Source organism: Actinomadura hibisca NBRC 15177 (assembly GCF_001552635.1).
GTDB lineage: Bacteria > Actinomycetota > Actinomycetes > Streptosporangiales > Streptosporangiaceae > Spirillospora > Spirillospora hibisca.
In genome coordinates this window covers 1-26,474 of sequence record NZ_BCRO01000013.1, presented here as the reverse complement: position 1 = coordinate 26,474, position 26,474 = coordinate 1, and the positions used below count along the sequence as shown (strand labels likewise).

22 protein-coding genes and 1 tRNA gene are annotated in these 26,474 nt (G+C 71.4%); 6 read left to right on the top strand and 17 right to left on the bottom strand.

Annotated elements, in window-relative coordinates:
• Positions 1-28: 28 nt before the first annotated feature.
• Entirely contained in the window at positions 29-2,725 is a 2,697-nt protein-coding gene (gene polA / locus AH6_RS07810) for a DNA polymerase I (protein ID WP_067475967.1), read from the bottom strand.
• Between the two features lie 44 nt (positions 2,726-2,769).
• Here polA and AH6_RS07805 point away from each other — a divergent pair, with 44 nt between their 5' ends.
• Together AH6_RS07805 and AH6_RS07800 are read left to right on the top strand one after the other, a co-directional pair.
• Positions 2,770-3,195, top strand: a complete 426-nt coding sequence (locus AH6_RS07805) for a PaaI family thioesterase (protein ID WP_067475964.1) — start codon at positions 2,770-2,772, stop codon at positions 3,193-3,195.
• A gap of 269 nt (positions 3,196-3,464) precedes the next feature.
• Entirely contained in the window at positions 3,465-3,992 is a 528-nt protein-coding gene (locus AH6_RS07800; RefSeq protein ID WP_067475961.1) for a DUF4352 domain-containing protein, read from the top strand.
• A 69-nt stretch (positions 3,993-4,061) separates the two neighbouring features.
• Here the strand turns inward: AH6_RS07800 and AH6_RS07795 are convergent, their stop codons facing one another.
• From AH6_RS07795 to AH6_RS07770, 6 genes are all read right to left on the bottom strand, one after another.
• Positions 4,062-4,895: an ABC transporter ATP-binding protein gene (locus tag AH6_RS07795; protein WP_083982402.1), complete on the bottom strand. Its 834-nt coding sequence runs from the start codon at positions 4,893-4,895 to the stop codon at positions 4,062-4,064.
• Positions 4,885-5,673 (bottom strand): ABC transporter ATP-binding protein, encoded by a 789-nt coding sequence (locus AH6_RS07790; protein WP_305790751.1) that lies wholly within the window; start codon positions 5,671-5,673, stop codon positions 4,885-4,887. Before AH6_RS07790 ends, AH6_RS07795 begins: the two co-directional genes overlap by 11 nt.
• Entirely contained in the window at positions 5,670-6,833 is a 1,164-nt protein-coding gene (locus AH6_RS07785) for an ABC transporter permease subunit (protein ID WP_067475957.1), read from the bottom strand. The genes AH6_RS07790 and AH6_RS07785 overlap by 4 nt, the downstream gene beginning before the upstream one ends.
• Positions 6,830-7,795, bottom strand: coding sequence for a branched-chain amino acid ABC transporter permease (locus tag AH6_RS07780; protein WP_067475954.1), 966 nt, complete (start codon positions 7,793-7,795; stop codon positions 6,830-6,832). The genes AH6_RS07785 and AH6_RS07780 overlap by 4 nt, the downstream gene beginning before the upstream one ends.
• A gap of 110 nt (positions 7,796-7,905) precedes the next feature.
• Positions 7,906-9,069, bottom strand: a complete 1,164-nt coding sequence (locus AH6_RS07775) for a branched-chain amino acid ABC transporter substrate-binding protein (protein WP_245679227.1) — start codon at positions 9,067-9,069, stop codon at positions 7,906-7,908.
• Between the two features lie 288 nt (positions 9,070-9,357).
• Positions 9,358-9,990: an ANTAR domain-containing response regulator gene (locus tag AH6_RS07770; RefSeq protein ID WP_067475951.1), complete on the bottom strand. Its 633-nt coding sequence runs from the start codon at positions 9,988-9,990 to the stop codon at positions 9,358-9,360.
• Positions 9,991-10,091: 101 nt separating this feature from the next.
• On the opposite strand from AH6_RS07770, the gene AH6_RS07765 reads away from it, so the two are divergent.
• Together AH6_RS07765 and AH6_RS07760 are read left to right on the top strand one after the other, a co-directional pair.
• A tRNA-Leu gene (locus tag AH6_RS07765) sits at positions 10,092-10,166 on the top strand.
• A gap of 69 nt (positions 10,167-10,235) precedes the next feature.
• Positions 10,236-10,997 (top strand): helix-turn-helix domain-containing protein, encoded by a 762-nt coding sequence (locus tag AH6_RS07760; protein ID WP_067475972.1) that lies wholly within the window; start codon positions 10,236-10,238, stop codon positions 10,995-10,997.
• Positions 10,998-11,181: 184 nt separating this feature from the next.
• On the opposite strand, the gene pyk is transcribed toward AH6_RS07760, so the two are convergent.
• The gene (gene pyk, locus AH6_RS07755; protein ID WP_067475970.1) at positions 11,182-12,621 is read right to left on the bottom strand and encodes a pyruvate kinase; all 1,440 of its coding nucleotides are present in this window, start codon (positions 12,619-12,621) and stop codon (positions 11,182-11,184) included.
• A gap of 155 nt (positions 12,622-12,776) precedes the next feature.
• On the bottom strand, positions 12,777-13,331 hold the full coding sequence (locus AH6_RS07750) for a type 1 glutamine amidotransferase domain-containing protein (protein ID WP_067475949.1): 555 nt from the start codon (positions 13,329-13,331) through the stop codon (positions 12,777-12,779).
• Between the two features lie 72 nt (positions 13,332-13,403).
• On the opposite strand from AH6_RS07750, the gene AH6_RS07745 reads away from it, so the two are divergent.
• Positions 13,404-14,126: a DUF6597 domain-containing transcriptional factor gene (locus AH6_RS07745; RefSeq protein ID WP_067475947.1), complete on the top strand. Its 723-nt coding sequence runs from the start codon at positions 13,404-13,406 to the stop codon at positions 14,124-14,126.
• A gap of 6 nt (positions 14,127-14,132) precedes the next feature.
• Here AH6_RS07745 and AH6_RS07740 read toward each other — a convergent pair whose 3' ends face one another.
• Complete coding sequence (locus tag AH6_RS07740) at positions 14,133-14,489, bottom strand: MmcQ/YjbR family DNA-binding protein (protein ID WP_067475945.1); 357 nt, start codon at positions 14,487-14,489, stop codon at positions 14,133-14,135.
• Positions 14,486-15,367: a prenyltransferase/squalene oxidase repeat-containing protein gene (locus AH6_RS07735; protein ID WP_067475942.1), complete on the bottom strand. Its 882-nt coding sequence runs from the start codon at positions 15,365-15,367 to the stop codon at positions 14,486-14,488. Before AH6_RS07735 ends, AH6_RS07740 begins: the two co-directional genes overlap by 4 nt.
• A 568-nt stretch (positions 15,368-15,935) precedes the next feature.
• Between AH6_RS07735 and AH6_RS07730 the strand changes: the two genes are divergently transcribed.
• Positions 15,936-17,363 (top strand): pyridoxal phosphate-dependent decarboxylase family protein, encoded by a 1,428-nt coding sequence (locus tag AH6_RS07730; RefSeq protein ID WP_067475939.1) that lies wholly within the window; start codon positions 15,936-15,938, stop codon positions 17,361-17,363.
• A 2-nt stretch (positions 17,364-17,365) separates the two neighbouring features.
• On the opposite strand, the gene AH6_RS07725 is transcribed toward AH6_RS07730, so the two are convergent.
• The 6 genes from AH6_RS07725 to AH6_RS44590 all read right to left on the bottom strand — a co-directional run.
• Entirely contained in the window at positions 17,366-17,860 is a 495-nt protein-coding gene (locus tag AH6_RS07725; RefSeq protein ID WP_067475937.1) for a hypothetical protein, read from the bottom strand.
• A gap of 95 nt (positions 17,861-17,955) precedes the next feature.
• Complete coding sequence (locus AH6_RS07720) at positions 17,956-18,423, bottom strand: Kazal-type serine protease inhibitor family protein (protein WP_157431334.1); 468 nt, start codon at positions 18,421-18,423, stop codon at positions 17,956-17,958.
• Positions 18,424-18,512: 89 nt separating this feature from the next.
• Positions 18,513-19,106 (bottom strand): GNAT family N-acetyltransferase, encoded by a 594-nt coding sequence (locus AH6_RS07715; protein WP_067475931.1) that lies wholly within the window; start codon positions 19,104-19,106, stop codon positions 18,513-18,515.
• Between the two features lie 65 nt (positions 19,107-19,171).
• Positions 19,172-20,635: a glutamate synthase subunit beta gene (locus AH6_RS07710; RefSeq protein WP_067475928.1), complete on the bottom strand. Its 1,464-nt coding sequence runs from the start codon at positions 20,633-20,635 to the stop codon at positions 19,172-19,174.
• Positions 20,636-20,651: 16 nt separating this feature from the next.
• The gene (gene gltB / locus AH6_RS07705) at positions 20,652-25,208 is read right to left on the bottom strand and encodes a glutamate synthase large subunit (RefSeq protein ID WP_067475926.1); all 4,557 of its coding nucleotides are present in this window, start codon (positions 25,206-25,208) and stop codon (positions 20,652-20,654) included.
• 381 nt (positions 25,209-25,589) lie between these two features.
• Positions 25,590-26,474 (bottom strand): hypothetical protein (locus tag AH6_RS44590; protein WP_169807815.1); only part of this gene is annotated, 885 nt, incomplete at its 5' end.

The window sequence follows — 26,474 nt, the reverse complement described above, 5'->3', positions numbered from 1 at the left end:
GCCAGGCGAGCCCCCTGGGCCGGGGCTTCTAGTGTGCAGCGTCCTGCCAGGTGCGGCCGGTTCCCATGGAGACCTCCAGGGGGACGCGCAGGTCGTAGGCGCCGGTCATCTGCTCGCGGACCAGGTCCTGGAGGCGGTCGAGTTCGCCGTCGGCGACCTCGAAGACCAGTTCGTCGTGGACCTGGAGCAACATCCGGGAGGTGAGCCCGGCTTCCCGCAGGGCGCGGTCGACGTTGAGGGAGGCGACCTTCACGATGTCGGCGGCCGAGCCCTGGATGGGGGCGTTCAGCGCCATGCGCTCGGCCATCTCGCGGCGCTGCCGGTTGTCGGAGTTGAGGTCGGGCAGGTAGCGGCGGCGGCCGAGGATGGTCTCGGTGTAGCCGTCGTGGCGGGCCCTGCCGACGACCTCCTGGAGGTAGTCGCGGACGCCGCCGAACTGCTGGAAGTACTCCTCCATCAGGCCGCGGGCCTCGTCGGGCGGGATGCTGAGCTGCTGGGACAGCCCGTAGGCCGACAGGCCGTAGGCCAGGCCGTAGTTCATCGCCTTGATGCGGGCGCGCAGCTCGGAGTCGATCTGCTCGGGCGGCAGGCCGAACACGCGCGAGGCGGTGACGGTGTGGAAGTCGGTGCCGGAGCCGAACGCCTCGACCAGCGCGGCGTCCTCCGACAGGTGCGCCATGATCCGCAGCTCGATCTGGCTGTAGTCGGCGGTGAGCAGGGAGGCGTAGCCGCCGCCGACCACGAACGCCTCGCGGATCTGGCGGCCCTCGGCGGTGCGGATCGGGATGTTCTGGAGGTTGGGGTCGGTGGACGACAGGCGCCCGGTGGCGGCCACCATCTGGTTGAAGGTGGTGTGGATGCGGCCGCCGTCGTCGGCCATGGGGATCAGCGAGTCGACGATGCTCTTGAGCTTGGCGACCTCGCGCCAGCGCAGGATGTGCTCCAGCACCGGGTGGCCGTCCTTGGCGAGCAGCCCGGTCAGCGCCTCGGAGTCGGTGGTGTAGCCGGTCTTGGTGCGCTTGGTCTTGGGCAGGCCCAGCTCCTCGAACAGCACCTGCTGGACCTGCTTGGGCGAGCCGAGGTTGAACTCGTGGCCGACGGCGTCGTGGGCGAGCCGCTCCATCTCCTTGACCTGGGCGCCCAGCGACGCCGACAGGGACGCCAGGTGGTCGGCGTCCACGGCGATGCCGGCGCGCTCCATGCCGGCCAGCACGCCGACCAGGGGCAGCTCGACCTCGTGCAGCAGGCGGGTCGCGCCGCGCTTGTCGAGGTCGGTGTCCAGGACGTCGGCGAGCTCGGTGACGGCGCGGGCGCGCACGGCCAGGTCGCGGGCGGCCTCCTGCTCGCCGGTGCCGTCCAGGGTGAGCTGGCCGGAGTCGTCGCCCTCGGCGCTCAGCTCGCGCTGGAGGTAGCGCAGCACCAGGTCGCCGAGGTCGAAGGTGCGCTGGCCGGGCAGCGCGAGGTAGGCGGCCAGGGCGGTGTCGCTGGTCAGCCCGGCGAGGGTGAGGCCGCGCGCGGCCAGCGCCAGCATCGGGCCCTTGGCCTCGTGCATCGCCTTGGGGCGGGCGGGGTCGGCCAGCCACGCGGCGAGGGCCTTCTCGTCGTCGGCGACCAGCTCGGCGGGGTCGAGGTGGACGGCGGGGCCCTTCTTGGACGCCAGGGCGAGGCCGGTCAGCTCGCCGGTGCCGCGCCCCCACGCGCCGGTGACGGCGACGCCGATCCGGTCGGCGGCGGTGGCGTTGGCCTCCAGCCACGCGCCGAGCGCGCCGGGCTCCAGGGTCTCCGGCGCGACCTCGAAGCCCTCCTCGGCCTCGGGCTCGGCGGCCGAGATCGAGGCGTACAGGCGCTCGCGCAGCACCCGGAACTGGAGCGAGTCGAACAGGGTGTGGATCTCCTCGCGGTCCCACTGGCCCATCGACAGCTGCGGCGGGGCCAGCTCCAGGGCGACCTCGCAGTCGAGCTTGTTGATCTGCTGGTTGCGCAGCACGCCGCCCAGGTGCTCGCGCAGGCTCTCGCCGGCCTTGCCCTTGATCTCGTCGACGTGCGCGACCAGCTCGTCCAGGGTGCCGTACTTGGTGAGCCACTTGGCGGCGGTCTTGGGGCCGACGCCGGGCACGCCGGGCAGGTTGTCGCTGCTCTCCCCCACCAGCGCGGCCAGCTCGCGGTACCGCTCGGGCGGCACGCCGTACTTCTCCTCGACGGCGGCCGGGTCCATGCGCGCCAGCTCCGACACCCCGCGCTTGGGGTACAGGACGGTGACGCGCTCGTCGACGAGCTGGAACGCGTCGCGGTCGCCGGTGAGGATGAGGGTCTGCATGCCCGCCTGCGACGCCTGGGTGGCCAGGGTGGCGATGACGTCGTCGGCCTCGAACCCGGCCACCGACATGCGCGGGATGCGCAGCGCGTCCAGCACCTCGTGGATGAGGCTGACCTGGCTGCGGAACTCGTCGGGCGTCTTGGCCCGGCCCGCCTTGTACTCGTCGTACGCCTCATGCCGGAAGGTCGGCTCGGACCGGTCGAACGCCACCGCGATGTGCGTGGGCTGCTCGTCGCGCATCACGTTGATGAGCATCGAGGTGAAGCCGTAGACCGCGTTGGTGGGCTGCCCGTCGCTGGTGGAGAAGTTCTCCACCGGGAGGGCGAAGAACGCCCGGTACGCCAGGGAGTGACCGTCGAGCAGGAGGAGCCGGTCATGCTTGTCAGGGGTCGGTGCTTTCGTCGCCACACCGTGACTCTAGTCTGCGCCTACGACAGTTTGAGGGAGGCTCTATGACGGAGGAGCAGGCGGATCTCGCCGAGAGGTTCGGCGGCGAGGTCCTGGGCGACCTGGGCAAGGCCATGGGCATCGAGTACCTGGAGGCCACGCCCGAGCGCGTGGTCGGCCGGATGCCGGTCAAGGGCAACACCCAGCCCTACGGGCTCCTGCACGGCGGCGCCTCCTGCGTCCTGGCCGAGTCGCTGGGCTCGGTGGGCTCGGCGCTGCACGCCGGACCCGGCCGGATCGCGGTCGGCATCGAGATCAACGCCACCCACCACCGCTCGGCCACCGAGGGGTTCGTGACCGGCGTCGCCACCCGCCTGCACGGCGGCCGCACCCTGGCGACCTATGACATCGTCATCTCCGACGACCAGGACCGGCGCGTGTGCACCGCCCGCCTGACCTGCATGCTGCGCGACGCGCCCCCGGCGGCCTGACCGGGCGTACTGGTCGGATCCGCCGGTCGGATGTGCTGATCGGGTGTGGTCCTTTCGGATCAGGCGGGCGACTTCCTTTGCGGCGGACCGCCCCTGATCTGTACCGTGGATCGGAACGGCCCGGGATGGCTGAGTAGACAACGTACGTGTCCGGGGAAGGCCCGTACGGCCCCAAAGGCGATCCCGGGCCGTTGCGTGTCCGGAAGCGGCGCCCGCTCCCGTTGATCACCCCCTTCTCCGATCACCCGGGGCGGGCGTAGATTCCGCTCATGCGCCTTCGAGTGGGGTTGAGCGTGGCTCTGGTCCTGAGCGTGGTCCCGGGCTGCGCCGAGGACGACAAGCCGCCGCCCGCCTACGCGATGCCGTACGAGAAGGTCCGCGAGGACGAGCGCGTCATGCACGGCCGGTCCGGACGCAGCTCCGACCTGGAGGTCACCGTCCTGGGGCTCAGCGACCCCCTGACGTCGCTGTACGGCACCCACGCCGAGATCAGGCCCAAGGGCCGGTTCGTGCGCGTGCGGATCCTGGCGGTCAACCGGGGCCGCGACATCCAGGTGTTCGACACCTGGAAGCAGTACCTGGTGACCGCCGACGGGCGCGCGCACGAGCCGAACGTCAACGCCATCATGGTCAAGCGGCAGCCCGAGCGGCTGTCGGTGGGCGCGTTCATGCGCGCGGAGTTCGACCTGTACTACGACGTCCCGAAGGAGTCGGCGTCCAAGGCGCTGCGGGTGGTCGGGTCACCGGCCGTCGGGGCCGTCTCCCAGCCCGCCGCCGCCGACATCCCGCTGACCTGAAACACGGCACGGCCCCGGCGGTCCGCGTCACCGCGGGCCGCCGGGGCCGTTTGCGTCCGGTCGCGCCGGTCAGCCGTCGGATTTGCGGAGCGAGGGGCCGTCCGGCTCCTCGCCGGCCGGAGTCCCGTCCGCGTCCACGGCCGTGTCCGCCACCGGGGCGGGAACGGCCGGGGCGGCGGGCGCGGCGGTCTCCTCGCTTAGGTCGCCGCCCAGGTAGGCGGCGCGGACCTGCGGGTCGTCCAGCAGCTCCGACGCCGGGGCCGACTTCACGACCCGGCCGGTCTCCAGCACGTACGCGCGGTGCGAGATCTGGAGCGCCTGCTGGGCGTTCTGCTCGACCAGCAGCACCGTGGTGCCGCGCCGGTTGATCTCCTGGATGATCGTGAAGATCTGCTGCACCAGCATCGGCGCCAGCCCCATGGACGGCTCGTCCAGCAGCAGCACCTTCGGCTTGGACATCAGCGCCCGGCCGATGGCGAGCATCTGCTGCTCGCCGCCGGACATGGTGCCGGCCATCTGGGTCTTGCGCTCGGCGAGGCGCGGGAACAGCTCGTAGGCCTCGGCCAGCTCCTTGGAGTGGTCGTCCTTGCGGGCGTAGGCGCCCATCAGGAGGTTCTCCTCCACCGTCATGCCGGGGAAGCAGCCCCGGCCCTCCGGCGACTGCCCGATCCCGGCGACCACGCGCTTGTGGCCCGGCATCTTGGAGATGTCCTTGCCGCCGAACACGATCGACCCCGACGACAGCGGCCGCAGCCCCGAGATCGTCTTCAGCGTCGTGGTCTTGCCCGCGCCGTTGGCGCCGATCAGCGAGACGATCTCGCCCTCGTCGACCGCCGCGGTGATGCCCTTCAGCGCCGCGATCTTTCCGTAGTGGACGTGGATGTCCTTGATCTCAAGAAGCATCGGCCGGAGCCCCCAGATACGCCTCGATGACCCGCGGGTCGTTCTGAATCTCGGCCGGCAGGCCCTCGGCGATCTTCTGCCCGAAGTCCAGCACCGCGATCCGGTCGCTGATCCCCATGATCAGGCTCATGTCGTGCTCGATCAGCAGCACGGTCACGCCCCGGTCGCGGATCTTGCGGATCAGCTCCTGCAGCGCGACCTTCTCCGCCGGGTTCATGCCCGCCGCCGGCTCGTCCAGCAGCAGCAGCTTCGGGTCGGTGGCCAGCGCCCGCGCGATCTCCAGGCGGCGCTGGTCGCCGTAGGGCAGGTTCTTGGCCGCCTCACCGATCCGGTGCGGGATGCCCACCAGCTCCAGCAGCTCGCGGGCCTTCTCCCGGCCCTCGCGCTCCTCGCGCCGGTGCCACGGCAACCCCAGCCAGGCCCCCATGAAGCCCGTGCGGTGGTGCGCGTCCGCGCCCACCATCACGTTCTCCAGGGCCGTCATGTTGTGGAACAGCCGCACGTTCTGGAACGTGCGCGCCACCCCCAGCTTGGTCACCTGGTAGCGCTTCTTGCCGTCGATCCGCTGCCCGTTGAAGACCACCTGGCCCTCGGTCGGCCGGTACACGCCGGTGGTCACGTTGAACACCGTCGTCTTGCCCGCGCCGTTCGGGCCGATCAGCGCGAAGATCTCGCCCTGGTCGATCCGCAGGTCCAGCTTGTTGATGGCGGTCACGCCGCCGAAGCGCATGACCACGTCCTTCAGCTCCAGGACGGCGTCCGGCCTGTTGTCGCTCACTTGCCCACCTCCGCGGTGTGGCCCGCGGTGCCCGGACCGGCCGTGTCGGGACCGGCCACCTCTGCGCCCATACTGCCCATGCCGCCGGTGCCCTCGGCCAGTTCCGCCTTACGCTGCCGCGACGGCCACAAGCCCTCCGGCCGGAAGATCATCATGGTCATCAGCGCCAGACCGAAGATCAGCATGCGGTAGTCCGACAACTCGCGGAACCGCTCGGGCAGCCACGCCACCACGAACGCGCCCAGGATCACGCCCGGGATGTTGCCCGAACCGCCCAGCACGACCGCCGCCAGGATCAGCGCCGACACCAGGAACGTGAAGTTCTCCGGGTTGATCGAGGTCTGCTTCGCCGCGAACACCACGCCGCCGCTGCCGCCGATCGCCGCGCCCAGCGCGAACGCCGCCAGCTTGAACTTGAACGTCGGCACGCCCATCAGCTCGGCCGCGTCCTCGTCCTCGCGGATCGACGCCCACGCCCGCCCCACCCGGCTGCGCTCCATGCGCTTGGTGAAGATGATCGCCACGATGATGAACAGCAGCAGCAGGTAGTAGTACGGCCGCGAGTCCAGCAGCCCGTACTTCAGCGGCTGCACGCCCAGGATCTCGAACTCGCTCAGCGTCGGCGGGTGCGGGATCCCCTGGATGCCGCGCGGCCCGTTCACGTACTGCGTGTTGTTGACCGTCTTCTTGACGATCTCACCGAACCCCAGCGTCACGATCGCCAGGTAGTCACCGCGCAACCGCAACGTCGGCGCGCCCAGCAGCACCCCGGCCAGCGCCGAGAACAGGATCGCCAGGATCAGCGTCTCCCAGAAGTGCCACCCGAACTTGCTGGCGAAGATGCCGATCGTGTAGCCGCCCACCGCGTAGAACGCCACATAGCCGAGGTCCAGCAGACCCGCCATGCCCACCACGATGTTCAGGCCCAGACCCAGCAGGATGTAGATCGTGATCTGGTCGCTGAGCAGCGTCGCCCAGTCACCGCCGCCACCCGCCATGAACGAGCCCACGGCCTCGCTCGGCAGCAGGATCGCGCCGACGATGAGCAGCGCGTACACCCCCCACCGCGCGGAGCCCGGAGCCGCCGCCCACCGGTCGCGGAGCGGGTCGAAGGAGAACCCGCGCCCGCCGATGCCCTTGGAAGTCTTCGAAAGGTTCATGCGCGCGCCTGCTGGAGGGACTCACCGAGAATGCCGGTGGGACGGAACATCAGGACCAGGATCAGAACGGAGAACGCGACCACGTCCTTCCACCCCGAACCGAAAATGCTCGCCCCGTACGCCTCGAAGAGACCCAGGGCGAAACCGCCGACCAGCGCGCCGCGGATGTTGCCGATACCGCCCAGCACCGCCGCCGTGAACGCCTTGATCCCGAGCAGGAAGCCCGAGAAGTACCACGCCTGCTCGAACCGCACGATGTACAGCGCCGCCGCCACACCGGCCATGATCCCGCCGACCAGGAACGTCGCCGTCACCACCCGGTCGATGTTGACGCCCATCAGCACCGCGGTCTCCGGATCCTGCGCCGTCGACCGGATGCCGCGCCCCAGCTTGGTCCGGTTCACGAACTGGTCCAGCGCGATCATCATCAGGATGGCGCCCAGGAAGACGATCAAGCGGTCGTTGGAGATCGTGATCGGACCGAAGTCGATCACGTTGCTGCGGGTGACGAAGTGCTCGTTCACCGGCAGCTTGCCCGCCTCCTTGGAGGTGTCGAACAGCAGCGGCACCACGATCGTGGCGAACAACTGCTGGATGAAGATCGACGCACCGATCGCCGAGATCAGCGCCGCCAGCCGCGACGCCCCGCGCTTGCGCAACGGACGGTACGCCGCCGCCTCCAGCAGCACCGCGCTACCACCCGACACCAGGCCGGACACCAGCGCCAGCACCACCACGACCCCGATCAGACCGAGACCGCCGACGTCCGACAGCCCCAGGGCCTGGACGGTGAAGACCGAAGCGAACGTGCCGACCATGAAGATCTCGGCATGCGCGAAGTTGATCAGTCGCAGCACGCCGTAGACCATCGTGTAGCCCAGCGCGATGAGCGCGTAGATCGCTCCCAGCGACAGGCCGTCGATGGTGGACGGCCAGAATTGATTAACGAAGTTGTCGAGCACCTTTGGTCGCCTCTGTGAAAAGGAGCGGGAGCGCTCGTAGCGCTCCCGCTCCCGCGCCAACAGGGTCCCCGCTCAGCCGGGGAGTCGGATCCGGATCAGGAACGAGCCGCTCAGGAGGTCGGCTTCGCCTCGTTGCTCTTGCCGAGCAGCGGGATCGTGTTGTCCTTGACCTCGTAGACGTAGATGTCCTGCGAGGCCAGCTCACCCTTGTCGTCGAACTTGATCTGCTTGCCGACGCCCTCGAAGCTCACCGTCTTCAGGAAGTCGTTGATGTCGCCCGACGAGGTCTTGCCCGCCTTGATGGCCTCCAGCAGCGCCGTCGCCGCGTCGTAGCCCTCCGACGAGTAGATCGCCACGTCCGAGCCGAACTTCGCCTTGTACTCGTCGGCGAACTTCTTGCTCTTCGGGCTCACCTTGCCCGCCGCGTCGATCACGCAACCGCAGCTCAGCAGCGCGCCCTGCGCGTTCTTCTGCCCGGTGCTCTCCACCAGACCCGCGGCCAGCGAACCGTCGCCCGACATCATCTTGCCCGTGTAACCCGCCTCACGGAGCTGCTTGAACAGCTTGCCCGCGACCGAGTAGTAACCACCGAAGTACACGATCTCCGGGTTGAACTGCTTGATCTTGTTGACCGTCGAGGAGTAGTCGGTGGCCTTCTCGTCCACCCCGTCCGCCTCGACCTGCGCGCCCTTCGGCTTCACCACGTTGGCGATGCTCTCCGCCAGGCCCTTGCCGTAGTCCTGGTTGTCGTGCGCGGTGAAGACCTTCTTCGCCTTGATCTGGTCGGCGATGAACCCGCCGGCGCCGTTGCCCTGCACGGCGTCGTCCGCCACCGCGCGGTGCCAGAACTTCCAGCCCTTCTCCGCCAGCGTGATGTTGGTCGCCGACGGCGTCACGCTCGGGATCTTGGCCTCTTCCAGGATCGGCGCGACCGACTGCGACTCGCCCGAGAACGCCGGACCGATCATCGCCGTGATCTTGTCGTTCTTGATCGCACCCTGCGCCAGCGTCGTCGCCTGCTCCGGCTTGCCCTGGCTGTCGTACTTCTTCAGCGTGACCTTGGTCTTGGGGTTGGTGGCGTTGTACTGCTCCACCGCCAGCTGCGCGCCCTGGTACGGCGGGATCACCAGACCCGAGTTCTCGCCCGTCAGGTCGCCCATGAACCCGATCGTGATGCCGTCGCCGCCCGACTTGTCGTCGTCGCCGCCACCGCAAGCACCAGCGCCGAGCGCCAGCACCGCGCTCATCGCCACCGCGCCGGTGACCCTCATCATGTTGCGCCGCAAGGTGCCCAACCTTTCCATCCGGATCCGGGGATCGGGTACGAGTCATGCCCCGACGCCGAACCTCAGGGGGAGAAATCGGTCACTCGGGGATCAGGTATGTCGTACACCGGAGGGACACCTCAAAACAGCTCCCTCGGATAGAAGGGTTATTTGTTCGTTACGCCCCCGTGCCCATCCGACAGCCGGATTTGCCAGCGACGATCACACACCGTCACCACCGGAACGACCCCCAAAACCGCCCACAACGGACACCGAACCCCACAACCCCCAACACCCTCACCCCGCCGCGGACTCACCCGCCCCCGAACCACCACCCGAGCCGCCACCCGACGCCCCCGCCAGCACCGCCTCCGCCACCGCCCGCATCGTCAACCGCCGATCCATCGACGTCTTCTGGATCCACCGGAACGCCTCCGGCTCCGTCCACCCGTGCGCCTCCTGCAAGACGCTCTTGGCGCGATCCACCAACTTCCGCGTCTCCAACCGGTCATGCAGCCCCGCGACCTCGGCCTCCAGCGCCCGCATCTCCGCGTAACGACTGACCGCCACCTCGATCACCGGCGCCAGATCCGTCTTCGTGAACGGCTTCACCAGGTACGCCATCGCCCCGGCCTCAGTAGCCCGCTGCACCAGCTCCCGCTGCGAGAACGCCGTCAACATCACCACCGGCGCGACCCGCTCCGCCGAGATCCGCTCCGCCGCCGAGATCCCGTCCAGCACCGGCATCTTGACGTCCAGGATCACCAGATCCGGCTTCAGCTCGGAGGCCAGCCGGACGGCGGTCTCCCCGTCCCCGGCCTCGCCCACGACCTCGTAACCGTCCTCCTGCAACATCTCCTTGAGATCCAGGCGGATCAGGGCCTCATCTTCTGCGATCACAACTCGCCGAGCGCTCTCCGTCACGCGCACGAGACTACCGGGATCGGCTACGCTGGTCTCCGCCAGGTCGGCCCTGCCCCGATCAGGCCATAACTAAAAATAGATGTCCGTTTTATCAGGACAAATTTGTTGCCCCGATAGCCCAACCGGCAGCAGGCAATGGTCTCAAACACCATACAGTGTGGGTTCGAATCCCACTCGGGGCACAAGCGACAAAAGCCGTCACCTCTATGAGGGAGACGGCTTTTGTCATAGGCGGGTGCAATGCTTTCCCCATGCATGATCCCGAAAGCAAAAGGCTCGCCCTGCACCTGCTCACCACCGGGTTCACCGTTGACTCGGTGGCACGGCGAACAGGAATTCCAAGATCCACGTTATGGCGCTGGAAACAGAACCCCGAGCGCGCCGCCGCCCTGGTCCCCCGCCTGTGCCCCCGCTGCCATGATCGCGCTCTCGACCCGACCGCCTACGCCTACCTCCTCGGGCTCTACCTGGGCGACGGCAGTATCGCCAACGCTCCCGGCAACAAAGGGGTCTTCCGCCTGGAGATCGCCTGTGACGACGGCTGGCCCGGCCTGATCGACGCCGCGGCGACCACCATCCTGGCGGTCATGCCCGGCTCCAAGGTCGGGCGCCGCCAGTGCCCCGGCTGCACCTCCGTCAACTGCTACTCCAAGCACTGGCCCTGCCTGTTCCCGCAGCACGGCCCGGGAATGAAGCACACCCGGAAGATCGAACTCGTGTCCTGGCAACAGGAGATCGTGGACGAGTTCACCAAGGAGTTCGTTCGCGGGTTGATCCATTCGGACGGCTGCCGGGGTATCAACAAAGTGCGGCGCGAGGTCGCCGGCGAGGATCGCTGGTACGAGTATCCGCGCTATTTCTTCACCAACACTTCCGTGGACATTCGCCGCCTGTACACCGACGCGCTCGATCGTCTCGGGATCGAGTGGAAGCAGGCGAATGCTCGGAATATCTCGGTCGCCAAGCGGGAGGCGGTGGCGCGGTTGGACGAGTTCGTGGGCCCGAAGTACTGAGCCTGGCGGTCGAACTTCTGCGGAGTGGTCCGGCGCCCCCGGGCCCGGAGTCGGGGCGGGCGCCGGACCATGACGCAGCGGAGAGGCAGATGGTTGCTTGCGTGTCGGGGCTGAATCGGAAATGTGACCGTCCGGTGACTCAGCCCGCGATGCCGGCCGGTCAGCGCAGGTCAGGCCGTACGGGTCAGGCGGTGCCGGCGGCGTGGGCGATGGCGTCGCCGATGCGGTGGACGCGCAGGGCGTTGGTGGAGCCGGGGGTGCCGGGGGGTGAGCCGGCGACGATGACGACGCGGTCGCCCTTCTGGCAGCGGCCGGCTTCGAGGAGGCCCTGTTCGACCTGGCGGACCATCTCGTCGGTGTGGTTGGCGAAGGGGACGATGTAGGTCTCGACGCCCCAGACGTGGGCGAGGCGGCCGCGGACGGCGGGGACGGAGGTGAAGGCCAGCAGCGGGATGGGCGAGCGGTAGCGCGAGAGGCGGCGGGCGGTCTCGCCGGACATGGTGAAGGCGACCAGGGCCTCGGCGTCGACGGTGGCGCCGACTTCGGCGGCGGCGCGGGCGATGGCGCCGCCGACGGTCTCGGGGACGCGGTTGAGGGTGTGGGTGGCCTGGAGGGCGGCCTTCTCGGCGGTGGTGACGATGCGGCTCATGGTCTCGACGGCCTGGATGGGGTACTGGCCGACGCTGGTCTCGCCGGAGAGCATGACGGCGTCGGCGCCTTCGAAGACGGCGTTGGCGACGTCGGAGGTCTCGGCGCGGGTGGGGCGGGGCGAGGAGATCATGGATTCGAGCATCTGGGTGGCGACGATGACGGGGCGGGCCTTCTCGCGGCACAGTTCGATGGCGCGTTTCTGGACGATCGGCACCTCTTCGAGGGGGAGTTCGACGCCGAGGTCGCCGCGGGCGACCATGATGCCGTCGAAGGCGGCGACGATCTCGGGGAGGGCGGCGACGGCCTGGGGCTTTTCGATCTTGGCGATGAGGGGGACGCGGACGCCTTCCTCTTCCATGATCTGGTAGCAGATGTCGGCGTCGGCGGGGGTGCGGACGAAGGAGAGGGCGACCAGGTCGACGCCGAGGCGCAGGGCCCAGCGGAGGTCGGTCTCGTCCTTGTCGGTGAGGGCGGGGACGCTGACGGGGACGCCGGGGAGGTTGAGGCCCTTGTTGTCGGAGACCATGCCGCCGACGGTGACGGTGGTGCGGACGCGGGGGCCGGTGACGTCGGTGACTTCGAGGGCGACGCGGCCGTCGTCGATGAGGACGGTGTCGCCGGGGCTGACGTCGCCGGGCAGGCCCTGGTAGGTGGTGGAGACCTCTTTGCGGGTGCCGGGGACGTCGTCGGTGGTGATGGTGAACTCGTCGCCGAGGGTGAGGCGTACGGGGCCGTCGGGGAAGCGGCCGATGCGGATCTTCGGTCCCTGGAGGTCGGCGAGGATGCCGACGCCGCGTCCGGTGGCCTCGGCGGCCGCGCGGAGGCGGTGGTAGACCTCCTCGTGTCCGGCGTGGTCGCCGTGGCTCATGTTGAGGCGGGCGACGTCGACGCCGGCGTCGACGAGGGCGCGGATGCCCTCGTCGTCGGAGCAGGCGGGGCCGATGGTGCTGACGATCTTCGCTCGACGGGTCACAGGCATAACGGTACTTAGTTACCAGCGGGTAAGGATATTCGTGCAGGATGCGGTCGCCGAAGATTCACCCAATGGTCCAGACCAAGGGTCTGGACCACCGGGCGCGGCGGGCCGCCGCGCCCCCGTGCGGGGCGGGGCCGCGGGGCCCGTGCGGGTCAGCGCCGGAACGCCTCGACGGTGGCCTGGCAGAACGCCTTGAGGTCGTCGGGCTTGCGGCTGGTCACCAGCAGGTTGGGGCCGTGGTCGCAGACCTTGACCTCCTGGTCGACCCAGGTGGCGCCGGCGTTCTGCAGGTCGGTGCGCAGGCTGGGCCAGGAGGTGAGGACGCGGCCGCGCACGACGTCGGCCTCGATGAGGGTCCAGGGGGCGTGGCAGATGGCGGCGACGGGCTTGCCGGCGTCGAAGAACGCCCTGACGAAGGCGACGGCGCCGGGGTCGGTGCGCAGGAAGTCGGGGTTGGCGACGCCGCCGGGCAGCACCAGGGCGTCGAACTCGCCGGGCCCGGAGACGTCGACGGTGGTGTCGGCGGTGAAGGTGTCGCCCTTGTCCAGGTGGTTGAAGCCCTGGATGGCGCCGGACTGGGTGGAGACCAGGCGGGGCGTGCCGCCGGCGTGCTCGATCGCCTGCCAGGGCTCGGTGAGTTCGATCTGCTCGGTGCCCTCGGGGGCGCACAGGAAGGCGATCGTCTTGCCGGTCAGATCGGTGGCCATGGGGGGCGTCCTCCGGTCGTGGTGTTGCGGTAGCGGTGTCGTGTCCTCGCTCTGCCCACAAGGGGAGGTGGTATGCAGGATGTTGTGAATCCCACCGTGTACGGAGAGGCCACGGCTCCGCCGGGCGCGGGGCTGGCCTGCGCGTGGTGGTCGCGGGTGCCGGATGATCTCGGTGGGCCGTTCGTGCAGCGGGTGGTGCCGGACGGGTGCGTGGACGTGATCTGGTGGGAGCGCACGGGTGTGCTCCAGGTGGCGGGGCCGGACACGGGGCCGGTTCCGGCGCGGTTGGAGCCGGGTGACCGGTTGGTGGGGGTGCGGTTCCGGCCGGGCGCGGCGTCTCCGGCGCTGGGTTCTCCGGCCGATGCGGTGCGGGATGCCCGGGTGCCGTTGCGGGAGTTGTGGGGCGCGGACGCGGATCGGCTGGCGGAGGCGCTGGCGGCGGCCGATGATCCGCGTTCGGTGCTGGTGAAGTCGGTGGTGGCGCGCGCGGAGGCGGCGGGGCCGCCTGATCCGCTGGTGCCGCTGCTGATGCGGGGGTTGGCGCACGGTTCGGTGCGGCAGGTGGCCGACGAGCTGGGGCTGGGCGAGCGGCAGGTGCGTCGCCGGGCGCACGCGGCGTTCGGTTATGGCCCGAAGACGGTGCAGCGGGTGTTGCGTTTCCAGCGGGCGTTGCGGATGGCGCGGGCGGGGCGGGCGCTGGCGGAGGTGGCGTACGAGGCGGGGTACGCCGACCAGGCGCATCTCGCGCACGAGGTGCGGGACCTGGGCGGCGTGCCGATCCGTGAATTGTTGTGAGCGGGGTCAGTCGCCGGGGACGGGCCGGAGGCGGCGGGGCAGGGTGCCGACGACGACGTCGTGGGACTCGTCGATGAGGTCGCCGATCTCCTCCTCCCCCAGTTCGCCTTCCAGCAGCACCGTCACCCAGTGGCGCTTGTTGAGGTGGTAGCCCGGCAGGACGGTGCCGGGGTGCTGGGCCTGGAGGGCCTGGACCTCCTCGGGCGGCAGCTTGAGGCTGACGCGGGGCGGGTCGGCGTCCTCGGCGAGCAGGGCGAAGATCTTGCCGCCGACGCGGTAGACGGCGGGCTGGGGGCCGAAGGGGAAGTCCTCGGTGGCGCCGGGCAGGTCCAGGCAGTGGCGGCTCGCGTTCTCGGGGGTCACTCCTTGATTCTTCCGTATGCCTGAAGTATCAGGAGGTTCTGGACGGTGGCGTAGCCGCGCCATTCGGGTTCGGTGATCGGGGTCCAGAAGGCGAAGTCCACGGTCCAGCCGCCGTCGGGGAGGCGGGCGGCGGCCAGGGCGTCCAGGTGGCGGTCGATGACGTCGTCGTCGAACAGCCGCCGCGCGAGGCAGTCCGGTGTGGGGGCGAGGTCGAGCGGATAGTGCTGGTGTCCGGGCGCGTGGAGGTCGAGGGTGACGGGGGCGAGCAGCGCGTCCCTGAGCCGGGTGAGGGCCGCCTGGGCGCGGTCGCGGTCGGGGACGTGCTCCAGGAAGGCCAGGACCGCGAGGACGTCGTAGGGGCCGAGCTGGGTGTCGGCGCTTTCCAGGTGGTTCCAGCAGTAGTCGGTGGCGCGGTCCAGCCAGGGATGCCGTGCTCCGGCGCGGTGGAGGAGCCCGGCCAGGGAGGCGGTGGGGTTGATGCTGGAGGGCGGGGCGTCGTCCTCGGTCCCCCACCAGGGGGCGTGCGGGGCGTCGCGGACGGTCGGCAGCACGAACGGCACTCCCCCGTCGGGCCGGGCGACCGACGCGAGGAAGTCGCATGCGCGCTGGACGGCGGGGTCGTCGTCGGCTCCGGCTTCGTGGAGGGTCTCCAGGGCGTGCTGGGTGGGGACGGTCTGGCTGTCCTCGCCGCGCAGGTCGGGTTCGAGGGCGTGGCCGTAGCCGCCGTCGGGGTTGGCGTAGGGGCGCAGCGCGGCCAGCAGGGCGTCCGGGGAGCCGTCGCGGAAGTGGAGGGCGAAGCGGCGGCGGTCGATGAGGCGGGCGTTCAGGCGGAGGAATTCCTCGGCCTGTGCCAGGGCGGTCGCGTCCAGGGTCGTCATGCGCCTCACATTAGGCGGGCGGCCTGGAAGTGGTCTTGTCGGAAACGGACCCGGCCACCCCAGCGGTGGGTGGCCGGGTGGCGCGAAAAATTAGCGGACCTCCCCGGCGAGCACAAGCAACGCCCTGTGACAGGGCCATTGGGCAGAGTGAGGGGGCGGCGGGTCCGTTCGGCCCAGGCCGGGGCTGCGGCCGTCGAACCGGTCATGTCCGCCGTCCGCGCTCCGGACGGGCCGGCGAGCGGTGACGGCCGTGCCCACGACGACTCCGACGCCGCCTTCCGCGACAACCATGCGCGCGGACGGCTTCGCCGTTCCCGCTGGTCACCAAGCGGCAGAGACCGCGAGGCCGTGATCGTTCAGAGGAACGGGCATCCGGTGCCGCCGCACCGCCTGGCCGCCTCCCAGCCGGTCCCGCCGGTGCGCCGGACCGGCCTGCCGACGGCCGGGTGCGCGGCGCTCCCCCGCGCGCCCGCGTGGCGCTTCCCGTGCGTGCGCAGGCCCGTGCGGCGGCCGGAACCGGACGCGACAAGATCGACATTTCGGGTGCGGCGCTGCTTCACTGTGCCGCATGAGCGACCCCCTGCACGAACGCGACGCGGCCGCGGCCGCCCTGGAGCTGGTGGCGCGCGCCGCCGGACCGTACCTGGCGGGCCTGGCCGGGCGGCCGGTGCACGACCGGTCCCGCGACGGGCTGCTGGAGGAGCTGGGCGGGCCGCTGCCCGAGCGCGGCGACGGCGCGGTGCGCAGCGTGGAGCGGCTGTTGCGGGTCGGGACCGAGGCCGCCACGCACTCCTCGGGGCCCCGGTTCTTCCACTTCGTGGTGGGCGGTTCGACGCCCGCGGCGATGGCCGGGGACTGGACGGCGTCGCTGCTGGACCAGGCCGCCGGGTTGTGGCTGACCTCGCCGCTGGCCGCGCGCGCCGAGACGGTGGTGCTGGACTGGCTGAAGGACCTGTTCGGGCTGCCCGCGTCGTTCGGCGGGGTGCTGACGCCGAGCGCGACGCTGGCGCACGTGGCGGGGTTGGCGGCGGCCCGGTCGTGGTGGGCGGGGCGGCACGGCGTGGACGTGGCGTCGCAGGGGCTGGCGGGGTTGCCGCGGATGCCGGTGTTCAGCAGCGGGCTGGTGCACGTCAGCACCCGCAAGGCGCTCCAGATCCTCGGCTGCGGCCGCGACACGCTGCGCACCTTCGCGCGCGACGACACCGGCCGGATCGACCTGCCCGCGCTCGCGGCGGCGCTGGAGGGGCTGGACGGCGCGCCCGCGGTGATCGTCGGGAACCTCGGCGACGTCAACACCGGATCGGCCGACCCGCTGGACGAGCTGGCCGACCTCGCCGAGCGGTTCGGCGCGTGGTTGCACGTGGACGGCGCGTTCGGGCTGTTCACCGCGCTGTCGCCGCGCACCGCCTACCTGGCCGAGGGGGTGGAGCGCGCCGACTCGGTGACCGCCGACGGGCACAAGTGGCTGAACGTGCCCTACGAGAGCGGGTTCTCGTTCGTGCGCGACCCGGAGGCGCTGGCCCGCGCGTTCGGCGCGTGGGGCGCGGCGTACCTGCCCGGCGAGGACGACGGGCGCGTCAACTACAACATGCTCGGGCCGGAGTCGTCGCGGCGGGCGCGGGCGTTGCCGATCTGGGCGACGTTGCGCGCCTACGGCCGGTCGGGGTACCGGGAGATGGTGGAGCGGCACCTGGAGGTGTCGGCGCACCTGGGCTCGCTGGTCGACCAGGCCCCCGACCTGGAGCTGCTGGCCCCGGTGCAGATGTGCGTGGTGTGCTTCCGGTACCGGCCGCCCGGCGTGCCGGAGGAGGAGCTGGACGCGTTGAACGCGCGGCTGGGCGAGGCGCTGCTCGCCGACGGCCGGGTGTACGCCGGGACCAGCGCCTACCGGGGGATGACGGTGTTCCGCCCGGCGGCGCTGAACTGGCGCACCACCCGCGCCGACGTGGAGCTGCTGGTGCGGGTGCTGCTCGAACTGGGCGAACGGGTCCGCTGAGCTCAGGCGACGGTCACGCGGGAGCCGACCAGGGACCGCAGGATCTCCTCGGCCTCGCGCGGCGGCGTGCAGGGCGGGTCGGCCTTGACGTGGACGCCGCCCTGCTGGGTGACGCCGTGCTCGTCGGTCCAGGTCACCGCGAGTTCCACCTGCCACTTGTCCTTCTTGGTGGAGAACGCGGTCCCGGTGATGCGGTCGGTTTCGAGCACCCAGTTGCCCTCGCGTTCCAGCAGTTCGCGGGGCGAGTGCTCCAGGAGCTTCTGGACGCGTTCCCGGATGGGGGCCGTGGAGGTGGCGCCGCGCACCGCCTCCAGCGTGGTGATCCGCGAGAACAGCAGGCCGACGTCCAGGACGAGCACGTCGTAGAAGTCGCCGTCCTCGGCGACCCCGTACAGCACGCCGACCAGGTCCACCGAGGTGCGCTGGGGCGGTTCGGGCCGGTACGACGGGTCGGCGCCCCACTGCGTCAGCCACTGGCGCAGCGCGGGGGCGTGCACCGCGCCGACACGCGAAGGTGATCACTTATGACGGAATCATCACAGTTGTCAGGAAGGTGTCATGGTGGCGCGTTCGGGGGCCGGGACGGCGACGGTCAGCGCACTCCCCTGCTGCACGCGATGATGGTGCGGCCGTGGCGGCAGGCGTAGCGCTCGGCCTCGCAGCGGTTGCCGAAGGTCTGCACGTCGCCGTCGTCGAAGGTGCAGGTGACGGGCTCGTGGACGCTGGGGCAGGCGTCGCCGCACCGGCCGGGGACGGCGGGCCCGGCCGGCGCCTCCCGGCCGGCCACCGGACGCGCCGGACCGGTGCCGGACGTGCTGTCCGGCGCGGTACCGGGCTCGGTGCCGGGCATGCTGCCGGGCTCGGTGCCGGGCGCGGCCGCCGACGCGTCGGCGGGCAGGTCGGCGCGTAGCTCGGCCTGCGGCGCGGCGGGCAGGACGGCGGGCAGGGCGGCCGGTGCGGCGGCGGGCGCCGGGCCGGGCCCGGCGGGCCCCACCGTGCCCAGCCAGGCCAGCACGAGCACGGTCGGGACGAGGATTCGGACGGTCCGGGAACGGCCCACGGTCACCACCTCCAGAGACAGCCACCCTGCGGGCACGGCTTGTCTCTCACCGTAGTCACCGCCGGTCGGCGGCCCCATCCCCCGATCGGCTAGGTCCGGCTGTCCTGGTCGTGAGCCCCCGGCCAGGGGCCCGGCGGCCGGTGCCCCACGGTCTCGGCCCGCATCCGGACGTCGTAGACGCGGAAGCCCCGCGCCTGGTAGGCGCGCAGCGCCGCCGGGGAGTCGTTGGAGCAGGTCCGCAACCACACCCGGCGGGTGGGGGCGCGGCCGGGCCAGCGGTCGGCCAGGTCCCAGGCGCGGGCCGTCCCGGCCGCCAGCAGGTGCCCGCCCAGGCCCCGGCCGCGGAAGCCGGGCAGCAGCCCGGAGCAGGCGACCTCGACCTGGTCCTCGCCCTGCGGGTCCAGTTCCACGTACCCGGCGGGGGTGCCGCGCACGTAGGCGACCCACGTCTCCACGCCGGGCCGCACCAGCCAGTTGCGCCACTGCTCGTAGGACCAGGGCAGCCGGTCCGACCAGTGCCAGTCGCCGCCGACCGCGGTGTACAGGTAGCGGCTCAGCTCCGGGCTCGGCACCTCGGCCCGCACGACCGGGCAGGACCGTCCCGGCTCGGGCGCGGGGCGCAGGTCGCCCGGGTCGCGCTGCTCCAGGTACCAGGTGGTCACATCGATGCGCCGGGTCGGCATGGGCTCCCCACATAGACGAAGCCGCCGTGCCCCGGGAGGCGGGGCACGGCGGCTGGACGGTCGGGTCAGGCGATGGGACGCGCGGTCGGCGGGATCGGGTACGGCAGCGCCGTCTGCCCGGTGAGGAACCGGTCCACCCCGTGCGCGGCGGCGCGGCCCTCGGCGATCGCCCAGACGATCAGGGACTGGCCGCGGCCCATGTCGCCGGCCGCGAAGACGCCGTCCACCGACGTGGCGTAGTCGGCGTCGCGGACCACGTTGCCGCGCTGGTCGAGCTCGACCCCGAGCTGCTCCAGCAGCCCGGCCTTCTGCGGGCCGAGGAAGCCCATGGCGAGGGTGACCAGCTCGGCCGGGATCTCGCGCTCGGTGCCCTCGATCGGCTTGAAGCCGCTCTGCGGGCCCTCGACGCCCACCAGCTTCAGCGCCCGCAGGTTGCCGTCCCCGTCGCCGAGGAACTCGACGGTGGAGACGGCGTAGAGGCGGTCGCCGCCGAAGTCGGCGAGCTCCTCGTGCGCGCTCTCCATCTTGAACAGGATCGGGTAGGTCGGCCACGGCTGCGCGCCGGTGCGCGCCGCCGGGGGCTGCGGCATGATCTCCAGCTGGGTGACCGAGGCGGCCCCCTGCCGGATCGCGGTGCCGACGCAGTCGGCGCCGGTGTCGCCGCCGCCGATGACCACGACGTGCTTGCCCTCCGCCGAGATGGGCGAGACCTCGAAGTCGCCCTCCTGCACCTTGTTGGCGGGCGGGAGGTACTCCATGGCCTGGTAGACGCCCGCCAGCTCGCGGCCGGGGACGGGCAGGTCGCGCCAGGCGGTCGCGCCGCCGGCGAGCACCACCGCGTCGTGCCGCTCGCGCAGCTCGTCGGCGGTGACGTCGACGCCCACGTTCACCGAGGTCTTGAAGTCGGTGCCCTCGGCGCGCATCTGGGCGATGCGCCGGTCCAGGTGCCGCTTCTCCATCTTGAACTCGGGGATGCCGTAGCGCAGCAGGCCGCCGACGCGGTCGGCGCGCTCGTACACCTTGACCTCGTGGCCGGCGCGGGTGAGCTGCTGGGCGGCGGCGAGCCCGGCCGGGCCGGAGCCGACGACCGCGACCTTCTTGCCGGTGCGGACCGCCGGGGGCTGCGGGCGCACCCAGCCCTCGGCCCACGCCCGGTCGATGATCTCGGCCTCGACGCGCTTGATCGCGACCGGGTCCTGGTTGATGCCGAGCACGCAGGCGGCCTCGCACGGCGCCGGGCACAACTTCCCGGTGAACTCGGGGAAGTTGTTGGTGGCGTGCAGGCGCTCGATCGCCTCGTGCCAGTCGGCGCGGTAGACCAGGTCGTTCCACTCGGGGATCAGGTTGCCCAGCGGGCAGCCCTGGTGGCAGAACGGGATGCCGCAGTCCATGCACCGGCTGGCCTGCTTCTCCAGCCGGTCCTTGCCGAAGTCCTCGTAGACCTCCGACCAGGACCGGATGCGCACATCGACCGGGCGGCGCTTCGGGAGCTCCCGCGGGACGGTCAGGAAACCCTTCGGGTCAGCCATGGCGGTGTTCCCCCTCTCAGCTCTGCGCGGCGGCCATGATGGCCTCGTCGACGTCGCGGCCCTCGGCCCGCGCGGCCTCGGCCGCGTCGAGCACCCGCCGGTAGTCCCGCGGCATGATCTTGGTGAGGCGCGCGGCGGCGGCCTCCCAGTCGGTCAGCAGCCGGTCGGCGACGGTGGAGCCGGTCTCGGCCAGGTGCCGCTCGACCAGGCCGCGCACGAACGCCGCGTCCTCGGCGCCCAGCGGCTCCAGGTCCACCATCTCCCGGTTGACGCGCTCGGCGTTCAGGTCCAGCACGTAGGCGACGCCGCCGGACATGCCGGCCGCCACGTTGCGCCCGGTGCGGCCCAGGATCACCGCGCGGCCGCCGGTCATGTACTCCAGCGCGTGGTCGCCCACGCCCTCGACGACCGCGGTCGCGCCGGAGTTGCGCACGCAGAACCGCTCGCCGACCACGCCCCGGGCGAACAGCTCGCCCGAGGTGGCGCCGTACAGGATGACGTTGCCGCCGATGATCTGGGTCTCGGCCTCGAACGCCGCCTCGGCCGGCGGGCGCACCGTGAGACGGCCGCCCGACAGGCCCTTGCCGACGTAGTCGTTGGCGTCGCCGACCAGCCGCAGCGTGACGCCGCGCGGCACGAACGCGCCGAAGGAGTTGCCCGCCGAGCCGGTGAAGGTGACGTCCACGGTGTCGTCGGGCAGGCCCTTGCCGCCCCACCGGCGGGTCACCTGGTGGCCCAGCATGGTGCCGACGGTGCGGTTGACGTTGCGGATGGGCAGTTCGAGGGTGACCTTGTCGCCGTGGGCGATGGCGCCCTCGGCGAGCTGGATCAGCGTGTTGTCCAGCGCCTTGTCCAGGCCGTGGTCCTGCACGGTGGTCTGCCGCAGGGACGCGCCCTCGGGCAGCTCGGGCCGGTGCAGGATGGGGGCCAGGTCGAGGCCGGCGGCCTTCCAGTGGTCCACCGCGCGGCGGGTGTCGATCAGGCCGACCTGCCCGACGGCCTCGTCCAGCGAGCGGAAGCCGAGCGCGGCCAGGTACTCGCGTACCTCCTCGGCGATGAACTCGAAGAAGTTGACGACGAACTCGGGCTTGCCGGAGAACCGCTCGCGCAGCACCGGGTTCTGGGTGGCGACGCCCACCGGGCAGGTGTCCAGGTGGCACACGCGCATCATCACGCAGCCCGACACCACCAGCGGGGCGGTGGCGAACCCGAACTCCTCGGCGCCCAGCAGCGCCGCGACGACCACGTCGCGGCCGGTCTTCATCTGCCCGTCGGCCTGCACCACGATGCGGTCGCGCAGGCCGTTGAGCAGCAGCGTCTGCTGGGTCTCGGCGAGGCCGATCTCCCAGGGCGCGCCGGCGTGCTTCAGCGAGGTGAGCGGGGAGGCGCCGGTGCCGCCGTCGTGCCCGGAGATCAGCACCACGTCGGCGTGCGCCTTGGACACCCCGGCCGCGACCGTGCCGACGCCGACCTCCGACACCAGCTTCACGTGCACGCGGGCGGCGGGGTTGGCGTTCTTCAGGTCGTGGATGAGCTGCGCCAGGTCCTCGATCGAGTAGATGTCGTGGTGCGGCGGCGGCGAGATCAGGCCCACGCCCGGCGTGGAGTGCCGGGTCTTGGCCACCCACGGGTACACCTTGTGGCCGGGCAGCTGGCCGCCCTCGCCGGGCTTGGCGCCCTGCGCCATCTTGATCTGGATGTCGTCGGCGTTGGTGAGGTACTCCGAGGTCACCCCGAACCGGCCGGAGGCGACCTGCTTGATGGCGCTGCGCCGCAGGTCCCCGTTGGCGTCGGGGGTGAAGCGGGCCGGGTCCTCGCCGCCCTCGCCGGTGTTGGACTTGCCGCCGAGGCGGTTCATCGCGATGGCGAGGGTCTCGTGCGCCTCGGCGGAGATGGAGCCGTAGGACATCGCGCCGGTGGAGAACCGCTTGACGATCTCCGACACCGGCTCGACCTCGTCGATCGGCACCGGCGGCCGCACGCCCTCCTTCAGCTCGAACAGCCCGCGCAGCGTCATCAGCTGCTCGGCCTGGGAGTCGACCTTGCCGGTGTACTCCTTGAAGATCTCGTACCGGCGGGTGCGGGTGGCGTGCTGGAGCTTGAACACCGTGTCGGGGTTGAACAGGTGCAGCTCGCCCTCGCGGCGCCACTGGTACTCGCCGCCGACCTCCAGGGTGCGGTGCGCGGCCTCGTTGCCGCCGGGCGGGTAGGCCCGGCGGTGGCGCTCGGCGACCTCGCGCGCGATGACCTCGAAGCCGACGCCGCCGAGCCGCGAGGTGGTGCCGGTGAAGCAGCGGTCCACGACCTGCGCGCCCAGCCCGATGGCCTCGAAGATCTGCGCGCCGGTGTAGGAGGCGACGGTGGACACGCCCATCTTGGACATGACCTTCAGCACGCCCTTGCCGTAGCCCTTGACCAGGTTCCGGGTGGCCTTGCCCGCGTCGACGCCGGTGAGCGCGCCGGTCTTGATCAGGTCCTCGACCGTCTCCAGCGCCAGGTAGGGGTTGATCGCCGAGGCGCCGTAGCCGATCAGCAGCGCCATGTGGTGGCACTCGCGGGCCTCGGCGGTCTCCACGACCAGGCCGACCTGGGTGCGGGTCTTCTCCCGGATCAGGTGGTGGTGCACCGCGCCGGTCAGCAGCAGCGACGGGATCGCCGCGCGGGCCGAGTCCGAGCCGCGGTCCGACAGCACGATGAGGCGGGCCCCGGCGGAGATGGCGCGGGTGACCTCCGAGCAGATCTCGGCGAGCCGCTGCTCCAGCGCCTCGCCGCCGCCGGCGACCTCGTACAGGCCGTGCACGACGTGGGCCTGCAGGTGCGGCAGCGAGCCCTCGTCGTTGATGTGGATGATCTTGGAGAGCTCGTCGTTGTCCAGGATCGGGGTGGGCAGCACCAGGCGGCGGCACGACTCCGGTCCCGGCTCCAGCAGGTTGCCCTCGGGGCCGAGGGTGGACTGCAGGCTGGTGACCAGCTCCTCGCGGATGGCGTCCAGCGGCGGGTTGGTGACCTGCGCGAACAGCTGCTTGAAGTAGTCGAACAGCAGGCGCGGGCGCTCCGACAGCACCGCGATGGGCGTGTCGGTGCCCATCGACCCGATCGGCTCGGCGCCGGTGCGGGCCATCGGCGACAGGATGATCCGCTGCTCCTCCAGGGTGTACCCGAAGGTCTGCTGGCGCTTGACGAGCGTCTCGTGCGTGGGCACCTCGCGCTCGCGCTGCGGCAGCTCCTCGAAGCGGACCAGGCCCTCGTGCAGCCACTCGCCGTAGGGGTGCTCGGCGGCCAGCTCGGCCTTGACCTCGTCGTCCTCGATGATGCGGCCGGCGGCGGTGTCCACCAGGAAGATCTTGCCGGGCTGCAGGCGGCCCTTGCGGACCACCTTCTCCTGGTCGATGTCCAGCACGCCGGACTCGCTGGACAGCACGACGAAGCCCTCGTCGGTGACCCAGTAGCGGCCCGGCCGCAGGCCGTTGCGGTCCAGCACCGCGCCGACGACGGTGCCGTCGGTGAAGGTGACGCTGGCGGGGCCGTCCCACGCCTCCATCAGGGTGGAGTGGAACTCGTAGAAGGCCCGGCGGGCCGGGTCCATCTCGGTGTGGTTCTCCCACGCCTCGGGGATCATCATCAGCACCGCGTGCGGCAACGACCGGCCGGCCAGGTGCAGCAGCTCCAGGCACTCGTCGAAGGACGCGGTGTCGCTGGCCTCGATGTCGATCACCGGGTGGATCCGCGACAGGTCGCCGGGGATCAGGTCCGACTTCAGCAGCGCCTCGCGGGCCCGCATCCAGTTGCGGTTGCCGCGCACGGTGTTGATCTCGCCGTTGTGCGCGATGAACCGGTAGGGGTGGGCGAGCTCCCAGGCCGGGAAGGTGTTGGTGGAGAACCGCGAGTGGACCAGCGCGATCGCCGAGGTGAACCGGGGGTCGGACAGGTCGGGGAAGAACGGCTCCAGCTGCGGGGTGGTGAGCATGCCCTTGTACACGATGGTGCGGCTGGACAGGCTCGGGAAGTAGACCCGCACGTCCTGCTCGGCGCGCTCGCGCATGCAGAACACCGCGCGGTCCAGCTCCAGGCCGGTCTTGCCCGCGTGCGGGCCGTGCGCGGCGGGCGCTGCGAACAGCTGCGCGAAGTGCGGCATGGCCTTGCGCGCGGCCGGGCCCGCGTAGTCCGGGTCGTGCGGCAGCTCGCGCCAGCCCAGGACCGTCAGGCCCTCCTCGACGCACAGGGTCTCGACGTGCGCCACGGCCGCGGCGCGCTCGTCGGCGCCGGCGGGCAGGAAGGCGAGGCCGGCGGCGTACGCGCCGGCTTCGGGCAGGGCGAAGTCGCAGACCTCGCGGAAGAAGGCGTCGGGGATCTGCACCAGCACGCCCACGCCGTCGCCGTCGTCGGGCTCGGCGCCGACCGCGCCGCGGTGGTCCAGATTCCGCAGGACGGTCAGGGCGTTCTGAACGATGTCGTGGCTCTTGCGACCGTGCAGGTCGGCGACCATGCCGACGCCGCAGGCGTCGTGCTCGTTTGCCGGGTCGTACAGCCCCTGGTTCTGAGGCCGGCCCGGCGTGAGGGCAGCAGCAGCCATCAACCCTCCCGTCGTCGTCAGTGTCACTGCTTGATGTCAGTGCAGACACGGGACGACGCTGGCCCTGCTGCGGTGTGAAGACATTACATCACTGCCGGGATCATGCCCGACTCGACCAGATCGCGAAACTTCATCGGCGTCGATGGTTCGCGGGTCTCCACACAGTGGTTTAGACCAGGATAGCCGCCGCGTTTTCCGGCGAACCGCCCTGACCTCGGTGATCATCGTCACCGGGGGGTGGATGTTTACCGGCGGGAAACCGGAAGTGGTCCGGAAGATCTTGGGTTCCGGGCGGCCGGGAGGGGTCCGCGCGGCCGGTCACGGCCAGGGCCGGGCGGGCCCCACAGGGGTGGGAACGGGGCCGGAGATACGGCCCGATGATCAGCTCGCGCGGACGACGCGGCCGAGCACGCCGGGTGACTTCCCGCCCTCGATCAGCAGCATCAGCAGGGTCTCGTCGCGCTCGTCGCCCTTGCCGTCCACGCGCTGCGCCCAGGCCACCACCGCGTAGTGGCCGATCGCCAGGCCGCGCGCCATCCCGTAGCCCTGCCCGAACCGGTCCAGCGGCCTGCCGGCGGGCAGCGGCCGGACGAACCCGCCGCCGCGCACGCGGCCCAGGGTGTCCACCAGCCGGTCGGCGTCGGCGACGGTGGCGAGGTTGAAGACCGTCACGGCCAGGGCGTAGCCCTTGCGGGTGTCGGCGTACAGGGCGCGCGCCGCCTGCGTGCAGCGGCCCCGGGCCAGCTCGCGGGCGGCCGGAAGGCCCCACACCGCCTCGGCGCAGGCGGTGTCGAGGCGCTTGGCCCGCAGGGACAGCCGGGCCCCGCCGTCGGCGCGGACGCTCGCGGCGTTCCCCGAGAACATCTCGGCGCCGGTCAGCGGGGTGGCGTCGGCGGTGCGCCGGGCGACGGCCGCGTAGGCGTCGGTGGACGGCGAGCTGGAGTACGACGCCGGGGACGGGCCTCCGGCGGCGGGCCGCCCGACCGGGGGCAGCGCCTGCCGCGCCTTCGGGGCCTTCTCGCCACGGACCGTCACCAGCAGCGCCAGGGCCAAGACGATGACGCCCACCAGCGCCACGGCGGCCGTGAAGTACAGCTTCGGCCCCCGGAGACCGCGCTTCTTGCGCTCGGGACGCGGCCGGGACGGCTTCCCAGGGGCGGGGTCCTGGGCAGGGACAGGGCCGGCGGCGGGCTCGAAGGGCCGCTCGGGCGGTGCGGGCCGGGTGCGCTGCGGCGGCCCCGCGGGGCGGGACGGGCGGGAGCCGCC